The 18201-nt window shown below is 47.8% G+C and carries 14 protein-coding genes; 7 read left to right on the plus strand and 7 right to left on the minus strand.

What is annotated here, in order from left to right; translation table 11 throughout:
* Positions 1–27 precede the first annotated feature (27 nt).
* The gene (locus RGU72_RS12695; protein ID WP_322120078.1) at positions 28–2214 is read left to right on the plus strand and encodes a prolyl oligopeptidase family serine peptidase; all 2187 of its coding nucleotides are present in this window, start codon (positions 28–30) and stop codon (positions 2212–2214) included.
* Positions 2215–2418: 204 nt separating this feature from the next.
* Here RGU72_RS12695 and RGU72_RS12700 read toward each other — a convergent pair whose 3' ends face one another.
* Complete coding sequence (locus RGU72_RS12700) at positions 2419–2970, minus strand: cob(I)yrinic acid a,c-diamide adenosyltransferase (RefSeq protein WP_322120079.1); 552 nt, start codon at positions 2968–2970, stop codon at positions 2419–2421.
* A gap of 139 nt (positions 2971–3109) precedes the next feature.
* Between RGU72_RS12700 and RGU72_RS12705 the strand changes: the two genes are divergently transcribed.
* Entirely contained in the window at positions 3110–4000 is an 891-nt protein-coding gene (locus RGU72_RS12705) for a LysR substrate-binding domain-containing protein (protein ID WP_322120080.1), read from the plus strand.
* 85 nt (positions 4001–4085) lie between these two features.
* Here the strand turns inward: RGU72_RS12705 and RGU72_RS12710 are convergent, their stop codons facing one another.
* The 5 genes from RGU72_RS12710 to RGU72_RS12730 all read right to left on the minus strand — a co-directional run bounded on the left by RGU72_RS12710 (position 4086) and on the right by RGU72_RS12730 (position 11799).
* Positions 4086–6449: a putative bifunctional diguanylate cyclase/phosphodiesterase gene (locus RGU72_RS12710; protein WP_322120081.1), complete on the minus strand. Its 2364-nt coding sequence runs from the start codon at positions 6447–6449 to the stop codon at positions 4086–4088.
* Positions 6450–6552: 103 nt separating this feature from the next.
* A complete protein-coding gene (locus RGU72_RS12715; RefSeq protein ID WP_322120082.1) occupies positions 6553–7455 on the minus strand; it encodes an aldo/keto reductase in 903 nt (300 codons plus the stop codon).
* Between the two features lie 149 nt (positions 7456–7604).
* On the minus strand, positions 7605–8849 hold the full coding sequence (alaC, locus tag RGU72_RS12720; protein WP_322120083.1) for an alanine transaminase: 1245 nt from the start codon (positions 8847–8849) through the stop codon (positions 7605–7607).
* A gap of 293 nt (positions 8850–9142) precedes the next feature.
* Positions 9143–10294 (minus strand): anhydro-N-acetylmuramic acid kinase, encoded by a 1152-nt coding sequence (locus RGU72_RS12725; RefSeq protein ID WP_322120084.1) that lies wholly within the window; start codon positions 10292–10294, stop codon positions 9143–9145.
* Between the two features lie 137 nt (positions 10295–10431).
* Entirely contained in the window at positions 10432–11799 is a 1368-nt protein-coding gene (locus RGU72_RS12730) for a M23 family metallopeptidase (protein ID WP_322120085.1), read from the minus strand.
* A gap of 287 nt (positions 11800–12086) precedes the next feature.
* On the opposite strand from RGU72_RS12730, the gene tyrS reads away from it, so the two are divergent.
* The 4 genes from tyrS (at position 12087) to RGU72_RS12750 (ending at position 15375) form a co-directional block, all read left to right on the plus strand.
* Positions 12087–13355, plus strand: a complete 1269-nt coding sequence (gene tyrS, locus RGU72_RS12735) for a tyrosine--tRNA ligase (RefSeq protein ID WP_322120086.1) — start codon at positions 12087–12089, stop codon at positions 13353–13355.
* Between the two features lie 55 nt (positions 13356–13410).
* Entirely contained in the window at positions 13411–13872 is a 462-nt protein-coding gene (dtd, locus tag RGU72_RS12740; RefSeq protein WP_322120087.1) for a D-aminoacyl-tRNA deacylase, read from the plus strand.
* Between the two features lie 22 nt (positions 13873–13894).
* Complete coding sequence (locus tag RGU72_RS12745) at positions 13895–14542, plus strand: histidine phosphatase family protein (RefSeq protein ID WP_322120088.1); 648 nt, start codon at positions 13895–13897, stop codon at positions 14540–14542.
* A 113-nt stretch (positions 14543–14655) separates the two neighbouring features.
* Positions 14656–15375: a hypothetical protein gene (locus RGU72_RS12750; protein WP_322120089.1), complete on the plus strand. Its 720-nt coding sequence runs from the start codon at positions 14656–14658 to the stop codon at positions 15373–15375.
* A 79-nt stretch (positions 15376–15454) separates the two neighbouring features.
* Here the strand turns inward: RGU72_RS12750 and RGU72_RS12755 are convergent, their stop codons facing one another.
* Positions 15455–16012, minus strand: coding sequence for a 5-formyltetrahydrofolate cyclo-ligase (locus RGU72_RS12755; protein WP_322120090.1), 558 nt, complete (start codon positions 16010–16012; stop codon positions 15455–15457).
* A gap of 239 nt (positions 16013–16251) precedes the next feature.
* On the opposite strand from RGU72_RS12755, the gene RGU72_RS12760 reads away from it, so the two are divergent.
* Complete coding sequence (locus RGU72_RS12760) at positions 16252–18168, plus strand: transglycosylase SLT domain-containing protein (protein ID WP_416200165.1); 1917 nt, start codon at positions 16252–16254, stop codon at positions 18166–18168.
* Positions 18169–18201: the final 33 nt, after the last annotated feature.

An 18201-nucleotide genomic window follows, 5' to 3' on the forward strand; every position in this document is an offset into this window, starting at 1 on the left:
TGCGTATTAAATAACGGGGATTACTTTATGACGAAGAAAAATATGTATTCATTGAAGCTCAGTGCGGTAGCCGTTGCTGGCTTCAGTTTCTTGATCTCGAATGGTACTGCAATTGCTGCTGATAAAACGGCACCACCAACACGTATCGCTGAAGTGACTGATACCTATGGGGATATCACCGTCAAAGATCCCTACCGCTGGCTAGAAAAACAAAGTGATCCTGCTGTACATCAGTGGAGCGTGGCACAGGACAAACGCACACGACAATATTTCGATAGCCTGACATTCCGCAAACCCATATTTGATAATCTGATGGCGCAAATTTCTGCTTCATCCAGTTCTTACTATGATTTGCATACCGCTGGTGACAAAGTTTTTGCGATGTATAACCAGCCACCAAAACAGCAGCCAATGATTGCGGTGCTGACAAATGCAGCTGATCCTGCACTAGCCAAAATCGTTCTTGATCCAAATCTCATCAATTCAAAAGGTACGACGGCAATCGACTGGTTTGTTCCATCACATGACGGATCTAAAGTCGCTGTGTCAATGTCGGACAATGGAAGCGAAGATGGCTCAGTACACATCATTGACGTTAGCACAGGCAAACAAATCGACAAACTGATTCCATTGGTACAGTATCCAACTGGCGGTGGTAGCGTTGCATGGAAAGCGGACGGTACAGGTTTCTGGTACACCCGCTACCCAGGGAAAGATCAGCCAGCGAATCGTCAACATTTTTATCAACAGATTTACTTCCATAAAATTGGCACTGATCCATCAAAAGATGTTTATGTCCTAGGAAAAGACTTTCCTAAAGTTGCAGAAATCGCGCTTGATAGTCATCAAAATCCTAACTATGTGGTCGCCTCAGTTGCCAATGGTGATGGTGGCGAATTCGCACATTACGTGATCAGCCAGGACGGGAAAATCAAGCAAGTCAGCCGTTTTGAAGACAAGATTGTCGCGGCCACGATTGGCTCGGACAACGCCATGTATTTGGTCTCACGTAAAGATGCTCCGCGCGGAAAACTCTTAAAACTAGCGCTGAATGATTTAGAGCTTGCACATGCAAAAGTTGTCATACCTGAGTCTGATGCGGTGATACAACCTGGTGGAGAATTCGGTGGCTCGCCAGTCATCGTTACAAAAAATGCTTTATACGTGCGTGAAATTATCGGTGGGCCATCACGCGTAGCCATCTATGACCATGACGGTAAATCACTTGGCAACCTTCCACTGCCGGATGTCGCTACCGTGGATGAAATTGACACGCTGAGCGACGGCTCCTTGCTCTATGCAGTTAAAACTTTCCTGACACCGCCTTACTACTCTCGTTACGACGAAAAATCGGGCAAGTCAGAAACCACGAAACTGGCGCAAACCAGCGCAACCTCCTTTGACGACACGGAAGTTGTGAGGGAATTTGCAACCTCCAAAGATGGAACAAAAATCCCCTTAAATATTGTCCGCCGTAAAGGGACGAAATTGGATGGGACTAATCCCGTTTTACTGAACGGTTACGGTGGCTACAGCGTCAATCAGACACCTCGCTTTTTAAGCCCGGCAACGCGTTTATGGCTGAATGCGGGTGGTGTATTTGTGATTGCTAATCTGCGCGGCGGCGGTGAGTTTGGCGAGGAATGGCACAGCAAGGGCGCGCTGACGAATAAGCAAAATGTGTTTGACGATTTCACGGCAGCGGCACAATACCTGATCGCACAAAAGTATACTTCTAGCGAACATATGGCCAGCATCGGTGGCAGCAACGGAGGCTTACTAATGGGAGCTGTCTTTACCCAACATCCTGATTTATTTAAAGCAGTGGTATCACAAGTTGGCATCTACGATATGTTGCGGGTAGAGCTAGATCCGAACGGCGCCTTCAATACCACCGAATTTGGCAGTGTAAAAAATCCGGATCAACTAAAGGCTTTGTATGCCTATTCGCCTTATCACCATGTTCAGGATGGCACGACCTACCCGGCGATTTTCATGGCAACGGGCGAGACCGACGGCCGCGTCAATCCGATGCATTCCCGCAAAATGATCGCTCGTTTACAAGCAGCGACTGCTGGCAAGCCGGTCTATCTCAGCATCAACTCACATGCAGGTCATGGCATCGGCAGCTCTCTCTCGATCAAAGCCAACCAGACTGCCGACGTGTATGCATTTTTGTTTGACCAACTGGGTATGACTTTCCCGGCGAAATAAATTGTCTGACGTATGTAAGAAAAAAGCCACGTAAGCCGAAAGGCAACGTGGCTTTTTTCTCTTCAGCATCAAGTAAAACAATATACTCCCATTATGTATATATTCATTGTCCATATAAATAATGGAGAATAAGGTATATTTTATTATTTTATAGGGGAGTATATTGATTTAAAGCGGAAATAGAAAAATCAATCGCCGACTAAATCAACGTTCGCGTTCTTTTTCCCACAGCACATCGGTGCCGCCTGCATAACGATTTAATACCCGCGACAAAACGAACATCAGATCAGACAGGCGATTCATATATTGCCTTGGCTGGTCATTGATCGTTTCTGCCTTACCAACGCTAACAATGGCTCTCTCCGCGCGGCGACATACGGTACGGCAAACATGTGCGACTGCTGCGGCACGCGAACCACCGGGTAAAATAAAATCCTTTAACGGCTCCAGATCGGCATTGTAGTGCGCCAATAAGGTATCCAGGCGAGCCACTTGCGTATCAGTGATCATGGTGTAACCGGGAATACATAGCTCTCCTCCCATATCAAACAGATCGTGCTGAATCGACACCAATTCGCGCTGCATTTGTGGCGGAATATCTTCACATAACAAGACACCAATCTGCGAGTTAAGCTCGTCCACGTCGCCCATCGCATGCACGCGTAGAGCGTCCTTATCAACACGGCTACCATCGCCCAAACCTGTAGTGCCTGCGTCACCCGTGCGGGTGGCAATTTTTGAAAGTCGATTACCCATAGCAAGAAATTTATTAAGTGAATGATGTCAGGAGGATACGGCAAAAAATCAAAGAACGCATCATAATGAAGTAAAGCAAGCGCATCTCCTCGGGTATGAAAATTTCTGAACCAGTCAATGCATTCAACACGGAAAAACAATGGCAACAAGATTACCTCCAGTACATGCTCTATCTGCATTTGAGTCAGCTGCACGCCACGCCTCATTTGCAGTGGCCGCAGAAGAACTCTGCATTACTCCTTCGGCTTTATCACACCGCATTCGCTTGCTGGAAGAACATTTATGTGAACGTGTTTTTGTACGCGAGGGACGCAGTGTCACGTTGACCGAATTTGGCCGGCGTTATCTGGACGTCGTGCGGGTCGCTTTACGTACTTTGTCCGACTTCCCTTTGCCGAATAAGACGACGCAAAATCAGTTACGCGTCAAAATCACCTTACCTCCGACATTCGCGCGCTACATGTTTATGCCGCGCTTAGCCAGCTTCACTAAATTACATCCTGAAATTGAAATCGAGATTTTTTTATTTGTGCCTCTGTATGATTTGAGCTTGTCTGAGAGTGATGTTGAAATTCGGTTTGGTGCGGGGGAATACCCAAATCTCGTGACCAAAAAATTATTCGTCGAGCCCTCATTTGCGGTCGCTAGCCCCGCTTATCTACAAACGCTACCTCCGCTCTTACAACCCAGCGATTTAAGACATGCAACTTTATTACGCTCCGCATTAGAGCCTTGGCAACCATGGTTTGAAGTAGCCAAATTAGATTGGGCCGAACCTACCACGGGCTTACGTATTGACGATCTTGGCTTGCTATTGGAAGCGATTAAACACGGTCATGGCGTCGGCCTGACCCGGCAACATTTTGCCCAAGAATTAATCGACCAAGGAGAAGTGGTACGACTGTTCGATACCCAGCTAGCAACGCCACCACATGCGTATTACTTGGTGCATGAAGCGCAGGCGATTATGCGGCCAGAAGTGCAAGTATTTATCGACTGGATGCAAAAGACCTATTTGAGTACGATATAGCAACTGACGTCGAAACACGAAGACCGAAACCAGCTTACCGCTTAAGCGCTCTATCGCCCCATAATCGCCGATACCTTACAGGCACCTAGCGTAGATTCTGTACGCTCTGTGTAGACTGCGCTTTTTCGTCCTGCTGTTTGAGCCAAGTCTCAATCGGCAATGGTCGACAATAAAAAAATCCCTGCAAACTTGAACAACCGCTCGAAATTAAGAAATCTGCTTGCTCTTGAGTTTCTACGCCTTCAGCAACCACACGCAAACCCAAGTGGTTTGCCATCGATAAAATTGCCTGCACGATCGCGGTGTCATTCGGGTCGGCAGGCATATCTTGTACAAAGCTACGATCAATTTTCAATTCATACAAAGGCATTTTTTTAAGATAAGCGAGACTAGAATATCCGGTACCGAAGTCATCAATAGAAAAACGAATGCCCATCTTGGTCAGTGCATGCATACGCTCTATCGTTTCCTGCATGTTATTAATCAACAAGCCTTCAGTCACCTCCAAAATTAAGCGAGAAGCCGGCGCACCGGTTTGCATCAAAACTGCGGCAACCTTATCAACAAAATTAGCCTGACGAAATTGTTTTGGGCTGACGTTAACCGATAGTGAAAGCGGCCACCCAGCTTGCTCTAAGCGGATTAAGGCAAGGCAACCTTGGCGCAAGGCCCAATCACCTAATTGCACAATCATGCCGCACTCTTCTGCGACAGGAATAAACACCGCTGGCGAAATAGGGCCACGCTGTGGATGGGTCCAACGCATCAGCAATTCTGCACCTTCTGGCTGCCCCTCATGATTCACCTGTGCCTGCATCACCATCTGAAACTGTCCATCGTTCAACGCGAGCACCAGATCGTGCTCCAGAATTAAACGTTGTTCCACTTCTGCTTGCATCGTCGATTCAAAAAAAACGATCTGATTACGTCCAGCGGCTTTCGCACGATGCATCGCGGTATCTGCCTCTCTCAACAAATCATTAGTGTCCTGATCTGGCTTTGGAAGTAGTGTCACACCAATACTGCAACTAGAATTGTAAGCTTGTCCATCGATCTCAAACGGCAAAGCAACCGCACTACGAATTTTCTCGGCGACGGCCAAGGCAGATAATGCACCCACATTAATATCGTTAGAGATATTCGAAATGAGGACGACAAATTCATCACCACCGATACGGGCAACAGTATCTACCTCGCGTAATAATGTTTTAAGACGTTGTGTCACATGTAGCAACAACGAGTCCCCAATAGCATGTCCGCGTGCATCGTTAATATTTTTAAAATGGTCAAGATCAATAAATAGCACAGCACTGTTTAACCCGGTGCGACGCGCCGTTGCCAGCAAAATATCCAGACGGTCTATCAGTAAGCGACGATTTGGCAGACCAGTTAATACGTCAAAATACGCGAGGCGGTGAATGTGTTCGTCGGCATTTTTTCGATCCGTAATATCGCGCTCAACGACAACCCAGTGGCTTATTTTTCCGCTTTCATCAGCCATAGGAACAATATCGGTCTCGACCCAAAACTCCTCGCCCGATTTGGTGTAATTGATCAGTTCAGTATGCACAGCCTCGCCACGATCAAGCGCTTCGGCAATACGATTGATTTCATCCAATTGTGTCTTTGCACCATGCATCGACTGTCTAGTCTTTCCAACAATCTCGGCGAGCCGGTAGCCCGTTTTGCGCTCAAAGGCGTCATTCACAAAAACGATCTGATTCTCGCTACTAGAGTCAGTATCCGCTTTCAGTATCAACACCATGTCATTGAGTCGCGCCAGGGCAACGGTATTCAACCTTAACGCCGCATTCGCATCGCGCAAATTGGACTGTTCGTCTTTGAGGGAGGTCGCTACCGCCAATTGCTGTGCTAGCGATTGCTCTAACCGCTGCAAAAGTACGCCGCATGACACAGTGAGGATAGAGCTGATAAAAGTAAAATTGAGTGTAATGATCATCCATTGCACCAACGGCTGATCACTGAGATGATCGACATGAATGCTGGCTTGCGCCAGATAGCCAATTCCGAGCAAGGTCACAGCATTGACTATCAAAGCGACGACGGCGGGACGAAAGCCAATCAAGAGTGCCGTCATGACAGGGAATGCCATCAGATAAATCTGGCTGACTGGCCCGACTTTGATCAAAAACCATATACCTAAAAAATACAGCAGTACCACCAAATTCCATGCGCGGAATTTAAATGACAATTGTGGCAACCGCCACAAACAAGCAATCCATGCTAAGGCTATCACATCAATCGCTACCACCGACCATAGGCCTTGTTTAATTGCAAGAGCAATGCTGGGAATCGCAGTGATGAGGCCCAAACCAAATCCCACAAACACGATCGCAGACAGAACATCCGTCCGCCATTGCTGCAAATCGGCCTGCCCCCGCTTAGGCATTAGGATGATATGGCGCAACCATTGAAAGAAAGTCGTCAAACTGCCCATCCGTTAAAAAAGGGTAAGCTTTAGAAAACTTATTAAATATTTACTATTTATACACTTAAAAACTGAATACGACCATCTCCAAATAAGCTATTTCTTAATCAACGTTTTTACCCGCAGATGCACACCACACAGAAAACCATTGCTCGCGGCTTAAATTGATACTACAAGCAGCAACAGCTTCACGCACGGCGGTAATACGTCCCGTGCCAGTTAGTACAACAGGCTTAGACGGATGTCGCAAAATCCAGGCAATTGCGACAGTAGACATCGATACACCTAACTGATCTGCGATGACTTTCAATGCAGCGCTTACCCTCAAACCACGCTCGCTATCATCTTGCAATAAACGACCTCCCGCTAGTGCCGACCAGATCATCGGCGCAATCCCTAAGCGCTGACACTGGTCCAGCGTGCCATCGTGTAATGGCGGCAAATGCAGGGCCGACAACTCCACTTGGTTAGTCACCAGCGGAAAACGGGATGCCAGCAATTCAAATTGCGATGGCGTGAAGTTGGACACACCAAAATATTTGACCTTACCACTGTGCTGCAATTGCTGAAACGCTTCTGCTATTTCATCCGCATTCATCAAAGGATCGGGTCTGTGTATCAGCAGCAAATCCAGATAATCAATCCGCATGTTACGTAAGGAATTCTCGGCCGACGCAATGATGTGCTCACGGCTGGTGTCGTAATGCTGAAGTTGATGCGCAGGTCGCTGATCAGACACCAGCTTGATGCCGCACTTGCTGACGATCTCGATTTTGTGACGTAACTGCGGTGCCAAGGCCAGCGCCTCACCGAATAATTGCTCGCATTGGTAATTGCCATAAATATCGGCATGGTCAGTGGTGGTAATTCCTGATTCCAGAGCCTGCTCAATAAAACTGAGTCTTTGCTGCGGCGTCATCGCCCAATCTGCCAGACGCCATAAACCTAGTGCAATGCGAGAGAACTCTGGGCCTGAAGAGGCAAGACGAATACGTGGTGTGGACATAAAATCTTTAAAAAATAAAAGGGAAGGGAGAACTTTATTCAACCACAAAAACTAGGTCATTCATCGGCGCAAAGAATCTATTATTTCAGAAACGCAAAGAACGTAACAATGACGTTCTTTGCCAGCGTGAACTCGCTTTGATACTGCGCTTATGCTTCTACACCATCATCGCGAAACATCGTCTTCAGACCACGTAAAGCCTGGCGAATCCGCGCTTCGTTTTCGATCAAGGCAAAGCGTACATATTCGTCGCCATACTCGCCAAAACCGATACCGGGTGACACGCAAAGTTTGGCCTTTTCAAGAACCTGCTTAGCAAATTCAAGTGAGCCCAGTTGACGATAAGCCGGCGGAATATGTGCCCAGATATACATTGACGCTTTCGGAATATCGACCATCCAGCCCAGCTCGTGTAAGCCTTTTACCAAGACATCACGACGACGCTGATACTTGTCGCGAATCTCGCTGACGCAAGTTTGATCGCCTTCCAGCGCTGCAATCGCCGCTACTTGTACCGGCGTAAAACTACCGTAATCGTGGTAGCTTTTTATCCTTGCCAAAGCCGATACCAGCTCTTTATTGCCAACCATAAATCCGATCCGCCAGCCTGCCATGTTATAGCTTTTAGATAGCGTAAAAAATTCGACAGCGACATCACGCGCACCCGGCACCTGCATGATTGAGGGCGCTTTCCATCCATCAAAAACGATGTCGGCATACGCCAGATCATGGACCACCAAGATGTTATGTTTTTTCGCCAGTTTGACGACGCGCTCAAAAAATTCCAACTCTACGCATTGCGCTGTCGGGTTGGAAGGGAAGCCGAAGATCATCATTTTCGGTTTTGGATAACTCTCGCGGATAGCGCGTTCCAGTTCGGCAAAAAAATCCACGCCCGGACTCATGCGTATTGAACGGATATCGGCACCAGCAATCACCGCGCCATAAATGTGAATCGGGTAGCTGGGATTGGGTACTAGCACAGTGTCGCCCTTATCCAAAGTCGCCAGCATCAGATGGGCAAGACCTTCTTTAGAACCGATGGTGACGATCGCCTCGGTGTCAGGATTTAGGTCAACGTCATAGCGGGATTTATACCAATGTGCAATCGCGCGACGTAAGCGTGGAATACCTTTGGAAGCGGAATAGCCATGCGTATCAGGTCGTTGTGCGACCTCAACCAATTTGGCAACGATGTGGGGTGGAGTAGCGCCATCAGGATTGCCCATCGACATATCGATAATATCCTCGCCACGACGGCGCGCCGCCATTTTTAGCTCGGCAGTAATATTGAAGACATACGGTGGAAGGCGATTAATGCGGGAGAAAGTATAACTGCGGCTTGGTGTCGTATCACCCCGGCCCGGCGGAGTAGTGCTATCAATAATGGTCATGATGTATTTTCACGTAAGCGCCCGGATCCGTCCGAGCGACGTTGAAGCGTGTGCTTCATGGACGATCATAACCAGCGCCTCTGAATCGCGCAATGATTTTTATTCGATCAGAAAAAGTGGGGGGAATGGCTAGCGCAAAATGTCTCATTTCGAATTTATCCGCACGTAACAAATAAATATACTCCCCATATGTATATTTTATTGTCCATATAATACTTGGACAATAAGGCATTTTTTATAAAAAATAGGGGGAGTATATGCAATTTGGCAGTGCAAAAGTCTAAGCGATTACGCTAAGCGGGATATAAAGCGCCAAGAATCCGCAAACCTTTTGCGCCAGTTACTTCGGGCAAATTACCCGCCGAGCGATCAACAAATTGTTGTGCCAGCCAGGCAAAGGCCAGGGCTTCAACATGATGTGGCGAAACTCCCAGATCCTCAGTGCTTGCGACGGTTGACTGCGATCCCTTGCGACGCAATGTCGACTCAATATGTTGCATCAGACATTGGTTATAAGCCCCGCCACCGCAGATATAGATGCCAGCAACATCGGGTGCATAATTTAAGATAGCGTCAACCAGAGTCGTCGCAGTGAACGCACACAGCGTCGTCTGTACGTCTACTGCAGAGATATCCGCAAACGCTGACAACTGTAATTTTTGATTCAACCAATCGGGACGGAATAAATCACGCCCCGTACTTTTTGGTGGAGCCGTCTGTAAAAATGCCTCATCGCACAATGCAGCCAACAATCCGGTATGTACTTGCCCCTGCGCCGCCCAGGCACCATTTTCATCATAGGATTTAGCATGATGCTGCGCGATCCAGGCATCCATTAACACGTTACCAGGACCCGTATCGAAACCGGTAGTCGAGCCATCTGCCCGCAATATACTGATATTGCTGATACCGCCGATATTGGCGACGACCCTACATACGCCAACCTGACCAAAAATCGCGCGATGAAATGCTGGCACCAGCGGTGCGCCCTGCCCTCCCGCCGCGACATCACGGCTACGAAAATCAGCGATCACATCGATGCCAGACAATTCTGCCAGCAAAGCAGGATTATTGGTCTGGCGCGTATAGCCTAGCTCTGGACGATGTCGTATGGTCTGGCCATGCACACCAATAGCACGCACACTATGCTGATCAAATGACGCCACTTTTTCAAGCAAGGCATTAACGCAAGCGGCGTATTGTCTGACCAGCATATTAGCGGCCAAAGCCTCTCGATGAATCTCATCTGCACCTGATTGCTGCAATGCCATTACATCAGCCCGTAAGGTATCTGCAAACGGAATATAAGCACTCGCCAGCAATCGCATGGTGTTGGCTTGCGCAGGGTCTGAGTGATCTGGTAATGCAACCAGAACGCCATCTACGCCGTCCAGACTGGTGCCTGACATTAAACCGATATACAAGTTATTAGTGAGATTTTTCATGGCGGGGGGGGCAAAGTTAAATTCAGGCATCGTCACCGACGCCTTAAAGCAGATTATTTATCAGGCTAAAAAAAAGGCTGAACATGGAGTTCAGCCTTCTATTGTACTTGTAGATCTGCTCGCAACTTCCTGGAGAATTACTTCGATGCGAGTCTCATCGTTGCTGGTGATCCTTGTGGACGCAACAAGGCAAAGCGATGCGCCATATCGTCCGCCACAGATTTAAAACGCGGCAAGTCGTTTCCGGCGAGTGGCGGTGCGTTGGGCACACTGACCGACATAGGATCACGTGCTTCATTATTCACCCGGAATTCATAGTGCAAATGCGGACCAGTTGACCAGCCAGTGGTGCCAACATACCCAATCACTTCACCCTGGCTGACTTTACTACCTTTATGGATGCCCGCTGCAAAACGGCTCATGTGTGCATACGCCGTGCTGTAATTAGACCAGTGCTTAATGACGACCAGATTGCCGTAACCACCGCTCATGCCTGCGGTCTCCACTACGCCGTCACCGGATGCACGGACAGGTGTCCCGACCACAGCGGCAAAGTCCACGCCTTTATGCGCTTTCCATTGACCGGAAATAGGATGCAAGCGCATCGCAAAGCCAGAAGAAATACGAGTGAATTCCAACGGTGATTTTAAGAATGCTTTCTTGAGGGATTTACCATCAAAACTGTAGTAACCGCCTGCGCCACCCGCCTCATCAAACCAGACGGATTGGAATAACTTACCGGAGTTGCTGAATTCGCCAGCTAATACGCGACCAGTTCGGATGAACTCACCATTCTGCCAAAAGCTTTCATACACAACGTTAAAATGGTCGCCGCGTTGCAGATAACGGAAATCTACATTGGTCTCAAACATACTGACGATTTGGGTCGCAATATTGTCAGGGATTTGTGCATCATCGGTGGCGGCGAACAAGGTCGAGCGGATATCGCCAGAGCGCATCTCTACTCGTTTTTCTAACTTGGCAGTCGCATCGATAGAGATCAATTTACCCGCTGCATCGCGGGTGATGGTGATGTTGTGAACTGGCTTATCGTTGCTGTCGACCATGGTCGCTTGCAGCCACTCCAGCTCGCCTTCGTCATTGGTCTGAGCACGAATAGATTTACCAGTACGCAGCTGCATCACAGAACGGGCAACCGCGTCAGTTTTAATGAATTTAGTCGCCTCATCATCCTCAACGCCTAAGCGCAATAACAAAGAACCCAAACTATCACCACGTAAGACTTTTTCTTCGCGGATAAAATGCTGTTCGTTCTCTTCTAGGGCAGCAACTTGCTCATCTAATTTAGGCAAATCTAATTGCTGAGTGATTTTCTTGACTGGCAAATCGGAGGCATCCGGTGCCATCGGTGCAACACCGACTGCGCCAAAAGCACACACTGCAAAAAACAAACCGCAAAACGAAACAATTCGCGAAGTACGCGTAGTTCCGAATAACAACCTGCTGCCAGAAGTTAATTGATGGAATTTATCTGATAGACGCATGCAATAAGTTAAAATTAATATATTGAGTAATAAATTGATATAAAGAATTGAGTGCAGGAACGATAAAACGTTCAATGCAGAACGATATAAAAAGTAATTCCTAATACCAATTACTGACTATCGTTCCATCTCATTTTCATACCATTTTCGTATAGTGCCCGAGGCTGAATGCACGAAAAAATCTCGCTGGATTATAGCAAAGCTACCTTGCAAAAAAAACTGATTATGGGTGCAGACCACTCGATCGGCTAGCGGTGTTACAAAAAACTGATGTAGATAAAATCATAATGACCTCCATACAAACTCCCTCTCTTTCTTCAAAATCTGCAGCATCATCCACGGTCTTACCACTATCAGATGCCGTACAACATGCGCTGGCAGTTGCTAAACGCGGTGCGGATGAACTGTTAATCGAATCCGAATTTGCGCAAAAATTAGCTCGTAGTGAACAAACTGGCAAGCCTTTACGCATCAAACTTGGTCTTGACCCAACCGCACCAGATTTGCACCTGGGACATACTGTTGTATTGAACAAGATGCGGCAGTTGCAAGATTTAGGCCACACCGTCATATTTTTGATCGGCGATTTTACGTCGATGATCGGCGACCCTTCTGGACGCAATGCGACGCGCCCACCGCTGACCCGTGAACAGATAGCAGCAAACGCCCAGACTTACTTTAAGCAAGCCAGTCTCGTGCTGGATGCGAGCAAAACAGAGATCCGTTACAACTCTGAATGGTCAGATCCGCTAGGCGCACGTGGCATGATTGAATTGTCATCAAAATACACCGTAGCGCGGATGATGGAACGTGACGATTTCACAAAACGTTTTAAAGCAGGAACGCCCATTTCGGTGCATGAATTTTTATACCCGCTGATGCAGGGTTATGATTCTGTGGCGTTGCGCTCCGATTTGGAACTTGGTGGCACTGACCAAAAATTCAACTTATTAGTTGGTCGTGAATTGCAAAAAGATTATGGACAAGAGCAGCAATGTATTTTGACCATGCCTCTATTGGAGGGTTTGGATGGCATAGAAAAAATGTCGAAATCCAAAAATAATTACATCGCCATCACCGAACCTGCCAACACGATGTTCGCCAAAATCATGAGCATTTCGGACATCATGATGTGGCGCTATTACGAATTATTATCGTTCTGCTCAATGGAGCAAATTACAGCCCATAAAAAAGCAGTCGCCGAGGGACAAAATCCACGGGATATTAAAGTCGCCATTGCGCAAGAAATTGTCACGCGCTTCCATAATAAGCAGGCCGCAGACGACGCGCTGACGGACTTCGTCAACCGCTCCAAAGGTGGCATTCCCGACGATGTGCCAGAAATCGCACTCAGTGGCGCGCCGATTGCGATCGCACAACTATTGAAGCAAACCAATCTCTGCCCCTCCACCTCCGATGCGATGCGTATGATAGATCAAGGCGGCGTGCGTTTGGATGGCGCAGTTGTCAGCGACAAAGCCGTCAAAATTGAGGCGGGTACCTTTGTACTGCAAGTGGGTAAACGTAAATTTGCCAAAATCACTTTGTCGGCATGATCTGCGGTATGGATTACGTCCGGCATCTGCACCGCATCTATCAAAAAACGACAACATGATCGCACTACTACAACGCGTTAGTCATGCCAGTGTTGTCGTTGATAGCAACACCATAGGCTCGATTGGCACAGGTTTGCTGGTGTTGTTGTGCGCAGAACGCGGTGACAGCGAAGTACAAGCCGATGCCTTGCTTAAAAAATTACTGGCCTACCGTGTGTTTTCAGATAACGCTGGCAAGATGAATTTAAGCTTGACCGATACCGCAGGGGACTTGCTGCTGGTGCCACAATTTACATTAGCGGCCGATACCAATTCTGGTACGCGCCCCTCGTTTACTCCGGCCGCATCGCCAGAAGATGGTCGCAGATTATTTGACTACTTTGTCACTCAAGCCAGCACCAAACATAGCCAGATTGCCAAAGTCGCTACCGGACAGTTCGGCGCCGATATGAAGGTCTCGCTGACCAACGATGGGCCTGTCACTTTCTGGCTGCAAACCAAGAAGCCCGCTGTATAGTCAACATTCAGAAGCGTTATTTATGACCGATATTCTCTTGATCCGCCACGGCGAAACCGCTTGGAATGCGATCCGCAAACTACAAGGCCACTTAGACGTTCCGCTCAATGCAGAGGGCACGCGGCAGGCAAAAGCTCTTGCTGCGGCATTACAAAATGAAAAACTGGATGCCATTATTTCCAGCGATCTGCAACGTGCAGTACAAACCGCCGGAGAAATCGCTCGTCTGCAAGGTCTCAGTACGCGTATTGATGCTGGTCTGCGCGAACGCTGCTTTGGCGGCTTTGAAGGTTTGTTGTACAGCGATCTGCCACTGCGCTTTCCGGAGGCTTACGCAGTCTGGCAAGCACGTGATCCTGATGCACCGTTTCCACCCGGAGAAAATCAGGGCGAAACCATACGTCAGTTCCACACGCGGGTCATGACACATATCCTGCATTATGCGAAACAATTTGAAGGACAAAAAATCGCTTTGGTGGCGCATGGCGGCGTACTCGAATGCGCCTATCGCGCCGCTAACAATCTGGCACTAGATGCGCCGCGCGAAGTCACTTTATATAATGCCAGTATTAACCGCTTTCGGTACGACCCGACGCTGGCAAACGGTTTGCAATTGATCTCATGGGGCGAGATTGAACATCTGAATCATGATCTCACTGACGAAATTTAACGAGATTGCATCAGAGTCGCAGCTTGAATTGAGGCTTGAAAAATTCAGAATCGGCTTAAGATACTCAATGCAATTTATGTGCATTGCGAATGCTTAGTCACTAAGGAAGCTCCATGGGCCTAGATTTACTCAATTTAAAACAAGCGTCCAATGATTTTGAGAAATCGATGGAGCGTTTGATTGATCAAAATGTAGCTCCCTTAGTTGAGCGCTCGATACAGCAAGTGAGTACGGAATTATCCCAAGTTATTCAGCAAGCCGGCGCGCAGATTGATCGCAATATTGCTGTACTGTCAGAAGAAATTCACAACCAGCGCAGCATGACCAAGGACGATATTAAAGCCTTGATTGATTATTCAACCGAACAAATCGGTGCCGCATTAGATCAGCGCATTCTCGCTATCAAGCATGAGACTTCCACCTTGATCAATGAAAAAGTGGAGATGCTAAAAGCAGAGCTGGAAGATGCTGCAATCACCAGCCGTAAGACCATGTATGTGAACGTAGCGATCTCCATCGGTGCTGCGATTTGCATGGCAATCATCGGTTTAATCTATAAAAAAATCTCGCTGGGCGAACTCAATTTGCTAAACGTGTTCCGCGTCACTTTGCTGTCGTGTGCAACATTTACGTTAGTGCTGTCCGGCTTAAAAGGCTTGCAGCGCTGGCGCGGCATGAGGCGCGCAAAAAAAAGCGTGGCGACGGTGGCGATTTCTTATCTTGGTGTGCTGCGACCAAATGGCGCAATGGGATTATTTTTGCTCAGCGTGGCGTTGTTAGCCGGGTGGTGGCGCTATATCACTTTGCGAAGTGAACAGAACCTCCGAATTTGAACGTCCAATGATTATGTGGCCTCCGGACCAATATCGTGCCAGAAGCTGCAGAATGAATGGGCGTTGAAAATAAAATCAGTTAGCTCCTCTCCGTTAATATCCAATCTAACGGTACGTCATGCGAGCCAACTACAAATTCTGTGCTTGCTAGCGAGTAGGCAATTCCGATTGTTTTTGGCCTTGGTGTTAGCGCCAAAGTTCGGTCATAAAATCCACCGCCATAACCAAGCCGAAAATGCTGACTATTAAATCCGACACAAGGGATTACCAATACTTGCGGCTGCAAGAATTGCCAGGGTTTTTCTGGGATGGCGATACCGTAATCATCTTGCCCCATTGCATCTCCTGGCTGCCAGGCCGCAAATGATAGCGGCTTATATTTGGCAACTACAACGGGCAAAGCAAGCTGAATACCTAAATTGTGCAATTGGGCATAACAAGCGCGTAAATCTGGCTCTGCCTGAATCGGCCAGTAAACACCTAGGCTAGCGGGTTGATATGTACTGCACCATGCCAAAACTTGCTGAGACAAATGTAAATCCCATCGCTGCCTGTCATCCAGACTGGCAGAGCGGCGTTGATCTAGCAAGCGTTTGCGCAAACCACTGCGCGATTCGCCATGAAATTGATCAACCATGACCAGTCAATCCTGTTTTAGAGTTTTGTAATCGAAGGCTTGCGAGCTGAGTGGGCTGTGTCATACTGTCTTAAACGTCAAGATGGAAGCTGTAGAAAATGGATTTGCTCAATAAAATTTTATATAACAAAATAGCAGGTAGCAAAATTACTGCTAAAAATACTGGCATTAATATTCCTGCAATTAACTTCAAAATTGGCGCTAAAAATTGCCTGAAAATCTGTCTGTCGTTGGCAACAATGGTAGCAGTTTTATCTCCGTACACCAACGCAGAAGCGGCAAAACCGAGTAAAACCTTTGTCAATGATGATGATCGTTTTATGGCGCTGCGTGACGCTGCAATGCATGACGATGCCGCCCAGGCAGATGAGTATGCGGCCGCACTGGCGCAATACACTATTCCGTCGTACGTTGATTACTATCGTCTAAAAACTCGCTTGCGCACGGCCTCTGCGGACGAGTTTAAAAATTTCTTATCTAAATATGAAGGTAGTGCAATTGCCGACCGTCTGCGCAACGATTGGCTGCTACTCCTCGGCCAACGTGGTGAATGGGATACGTTTGATGTGCAATATCCGCAATTTGTCGTGGCTGATGATACTCAAGTTAAATGCTATGCCCTGCTCTCTAAAGCCACTAAACAGCAAAAAGTAGCGACCGAAGCACGTGCGCTGTTAACTGCGCCCCGCGACTACGGTGCCGGTTGCTACTCGCTAGTCACGTATTTATCGGCGAGTGGTCAATTCAGTGACAACGATCTTTGGGCCCAAATGCGTATAGCGGCGGAAAATGGCGCGCAGCCTTTGGCGCAACGCTTGGCACGGCTATTAGAGATTGGCGACAAACGGATTACCCAAGTATTTGAGAAGCCAGCTTTGATGCTAAAAAAAGCCCCTGAATCTGACAAAGTAGCGCATGAGCTGTACATCCTCGCATTAGGCAGGCAAGCAAAAGCCGACCCTCAGGATGCGGCCGATACTTTATCCCGTTTTAGCGCTAAGTTTTCTGAAAGCGAACGCGCCCAGGCTTGGGCGCAAATTGCCTTGCAAGCTGCGTTGAAGCTACAGCCAGAAGCACTAGGCTATTGGCAACGGACTGAAGGCGCAACGCTATCGTTGGAAGGCTATCAATGGCGCGTCCGCACCGCACTCAGAGAAGGTGATTGGAAGCTAGTAAAAAGCGCGATTGCCGCCATGCCAGCGAGTCTAAAATCTGATCCAGCATGGGTATATTGGCTAGCACGCGCACTCATGACCGAGGGAAAGACTGAAGAGGCACAAGTAATGTTTGCCAGTATTGGTGATCAATTACAATTTTACGGCCAGTTAGCGCTGGAAGAACGTGGTCAAAAAATTGGCGTGCCACTGACAATTAAACCAGTAACGGCAGAAGAACTCGCACCGATACAAGCGAACCCAGGCTTACAAAGAGCGCTGAAATTTTATGCCATGAATTTGCGTTTTGAAGGCACCCGTGAATGGAATTGGGAGCTGCGCAAAATGAGCGAGCGCCAACACATTGCCGCAGCAGAATTTGCACGTCAAAACGAGTTGTTAGACCGCATGGTAAATACCTCTGACCGTACTAAAGGCGAGCTGGACTTTAGCCAGCGTTATCCGACACCGTTTAATGACAGTATGTATAAGACGACGCAAGCTTTGGGCTTGGACATGGCATGGGTATATGGCTTAATACGACAAGAATCCCGTTTCGTAATGAAGGCAAAATCGAATGTAGGCGCATCAGGTTTAATGCAAATTATGCCGGCCACTGCCCGCTATGTTGCCAAAAAAATTGGCCTTGGTAATTTCTTGCCTGAGCAAGTTAATGATGTCGATACCAACATCGCACTTGGCACCAATTATTTGAATATGGTCTTGACAGATTTAGGCGGCTCGCAAGCGCTGGCATCAGCTGCCTATAACGCGGGGCCAGGTCGTCCGCGTGCTTGGCGTGCCAGTTTGACGCGCCCTGTAGAAGGCGCTATTTTTGCAGAGACAATTCCGTTTTCAGAGACGCGTGGCTACGTGAAAAATGTCTTATCTAATGCTACTTACTATGCTGCGCTGTTCGAAAAAAAACCACAATCACTTAAAGCTCGCTTAGGCGTAGTCGTTCCAAAGGGTATGTCTGCGACTGACTCTGATTTACCTTGATTTTTAAAAAAAATATTCGATATTCAACCTGCT

This window comes from Undibacterium sp. 5I1 (assembly GCF_034314085.1).
In the GTDB taxonomy this organism is placed as follows: domain Bacteria; phylum Pseudomonadota; class Gammaproteobacteria; order Burkholderiales; family Burkholderiaceae_D; genus Undibacterium.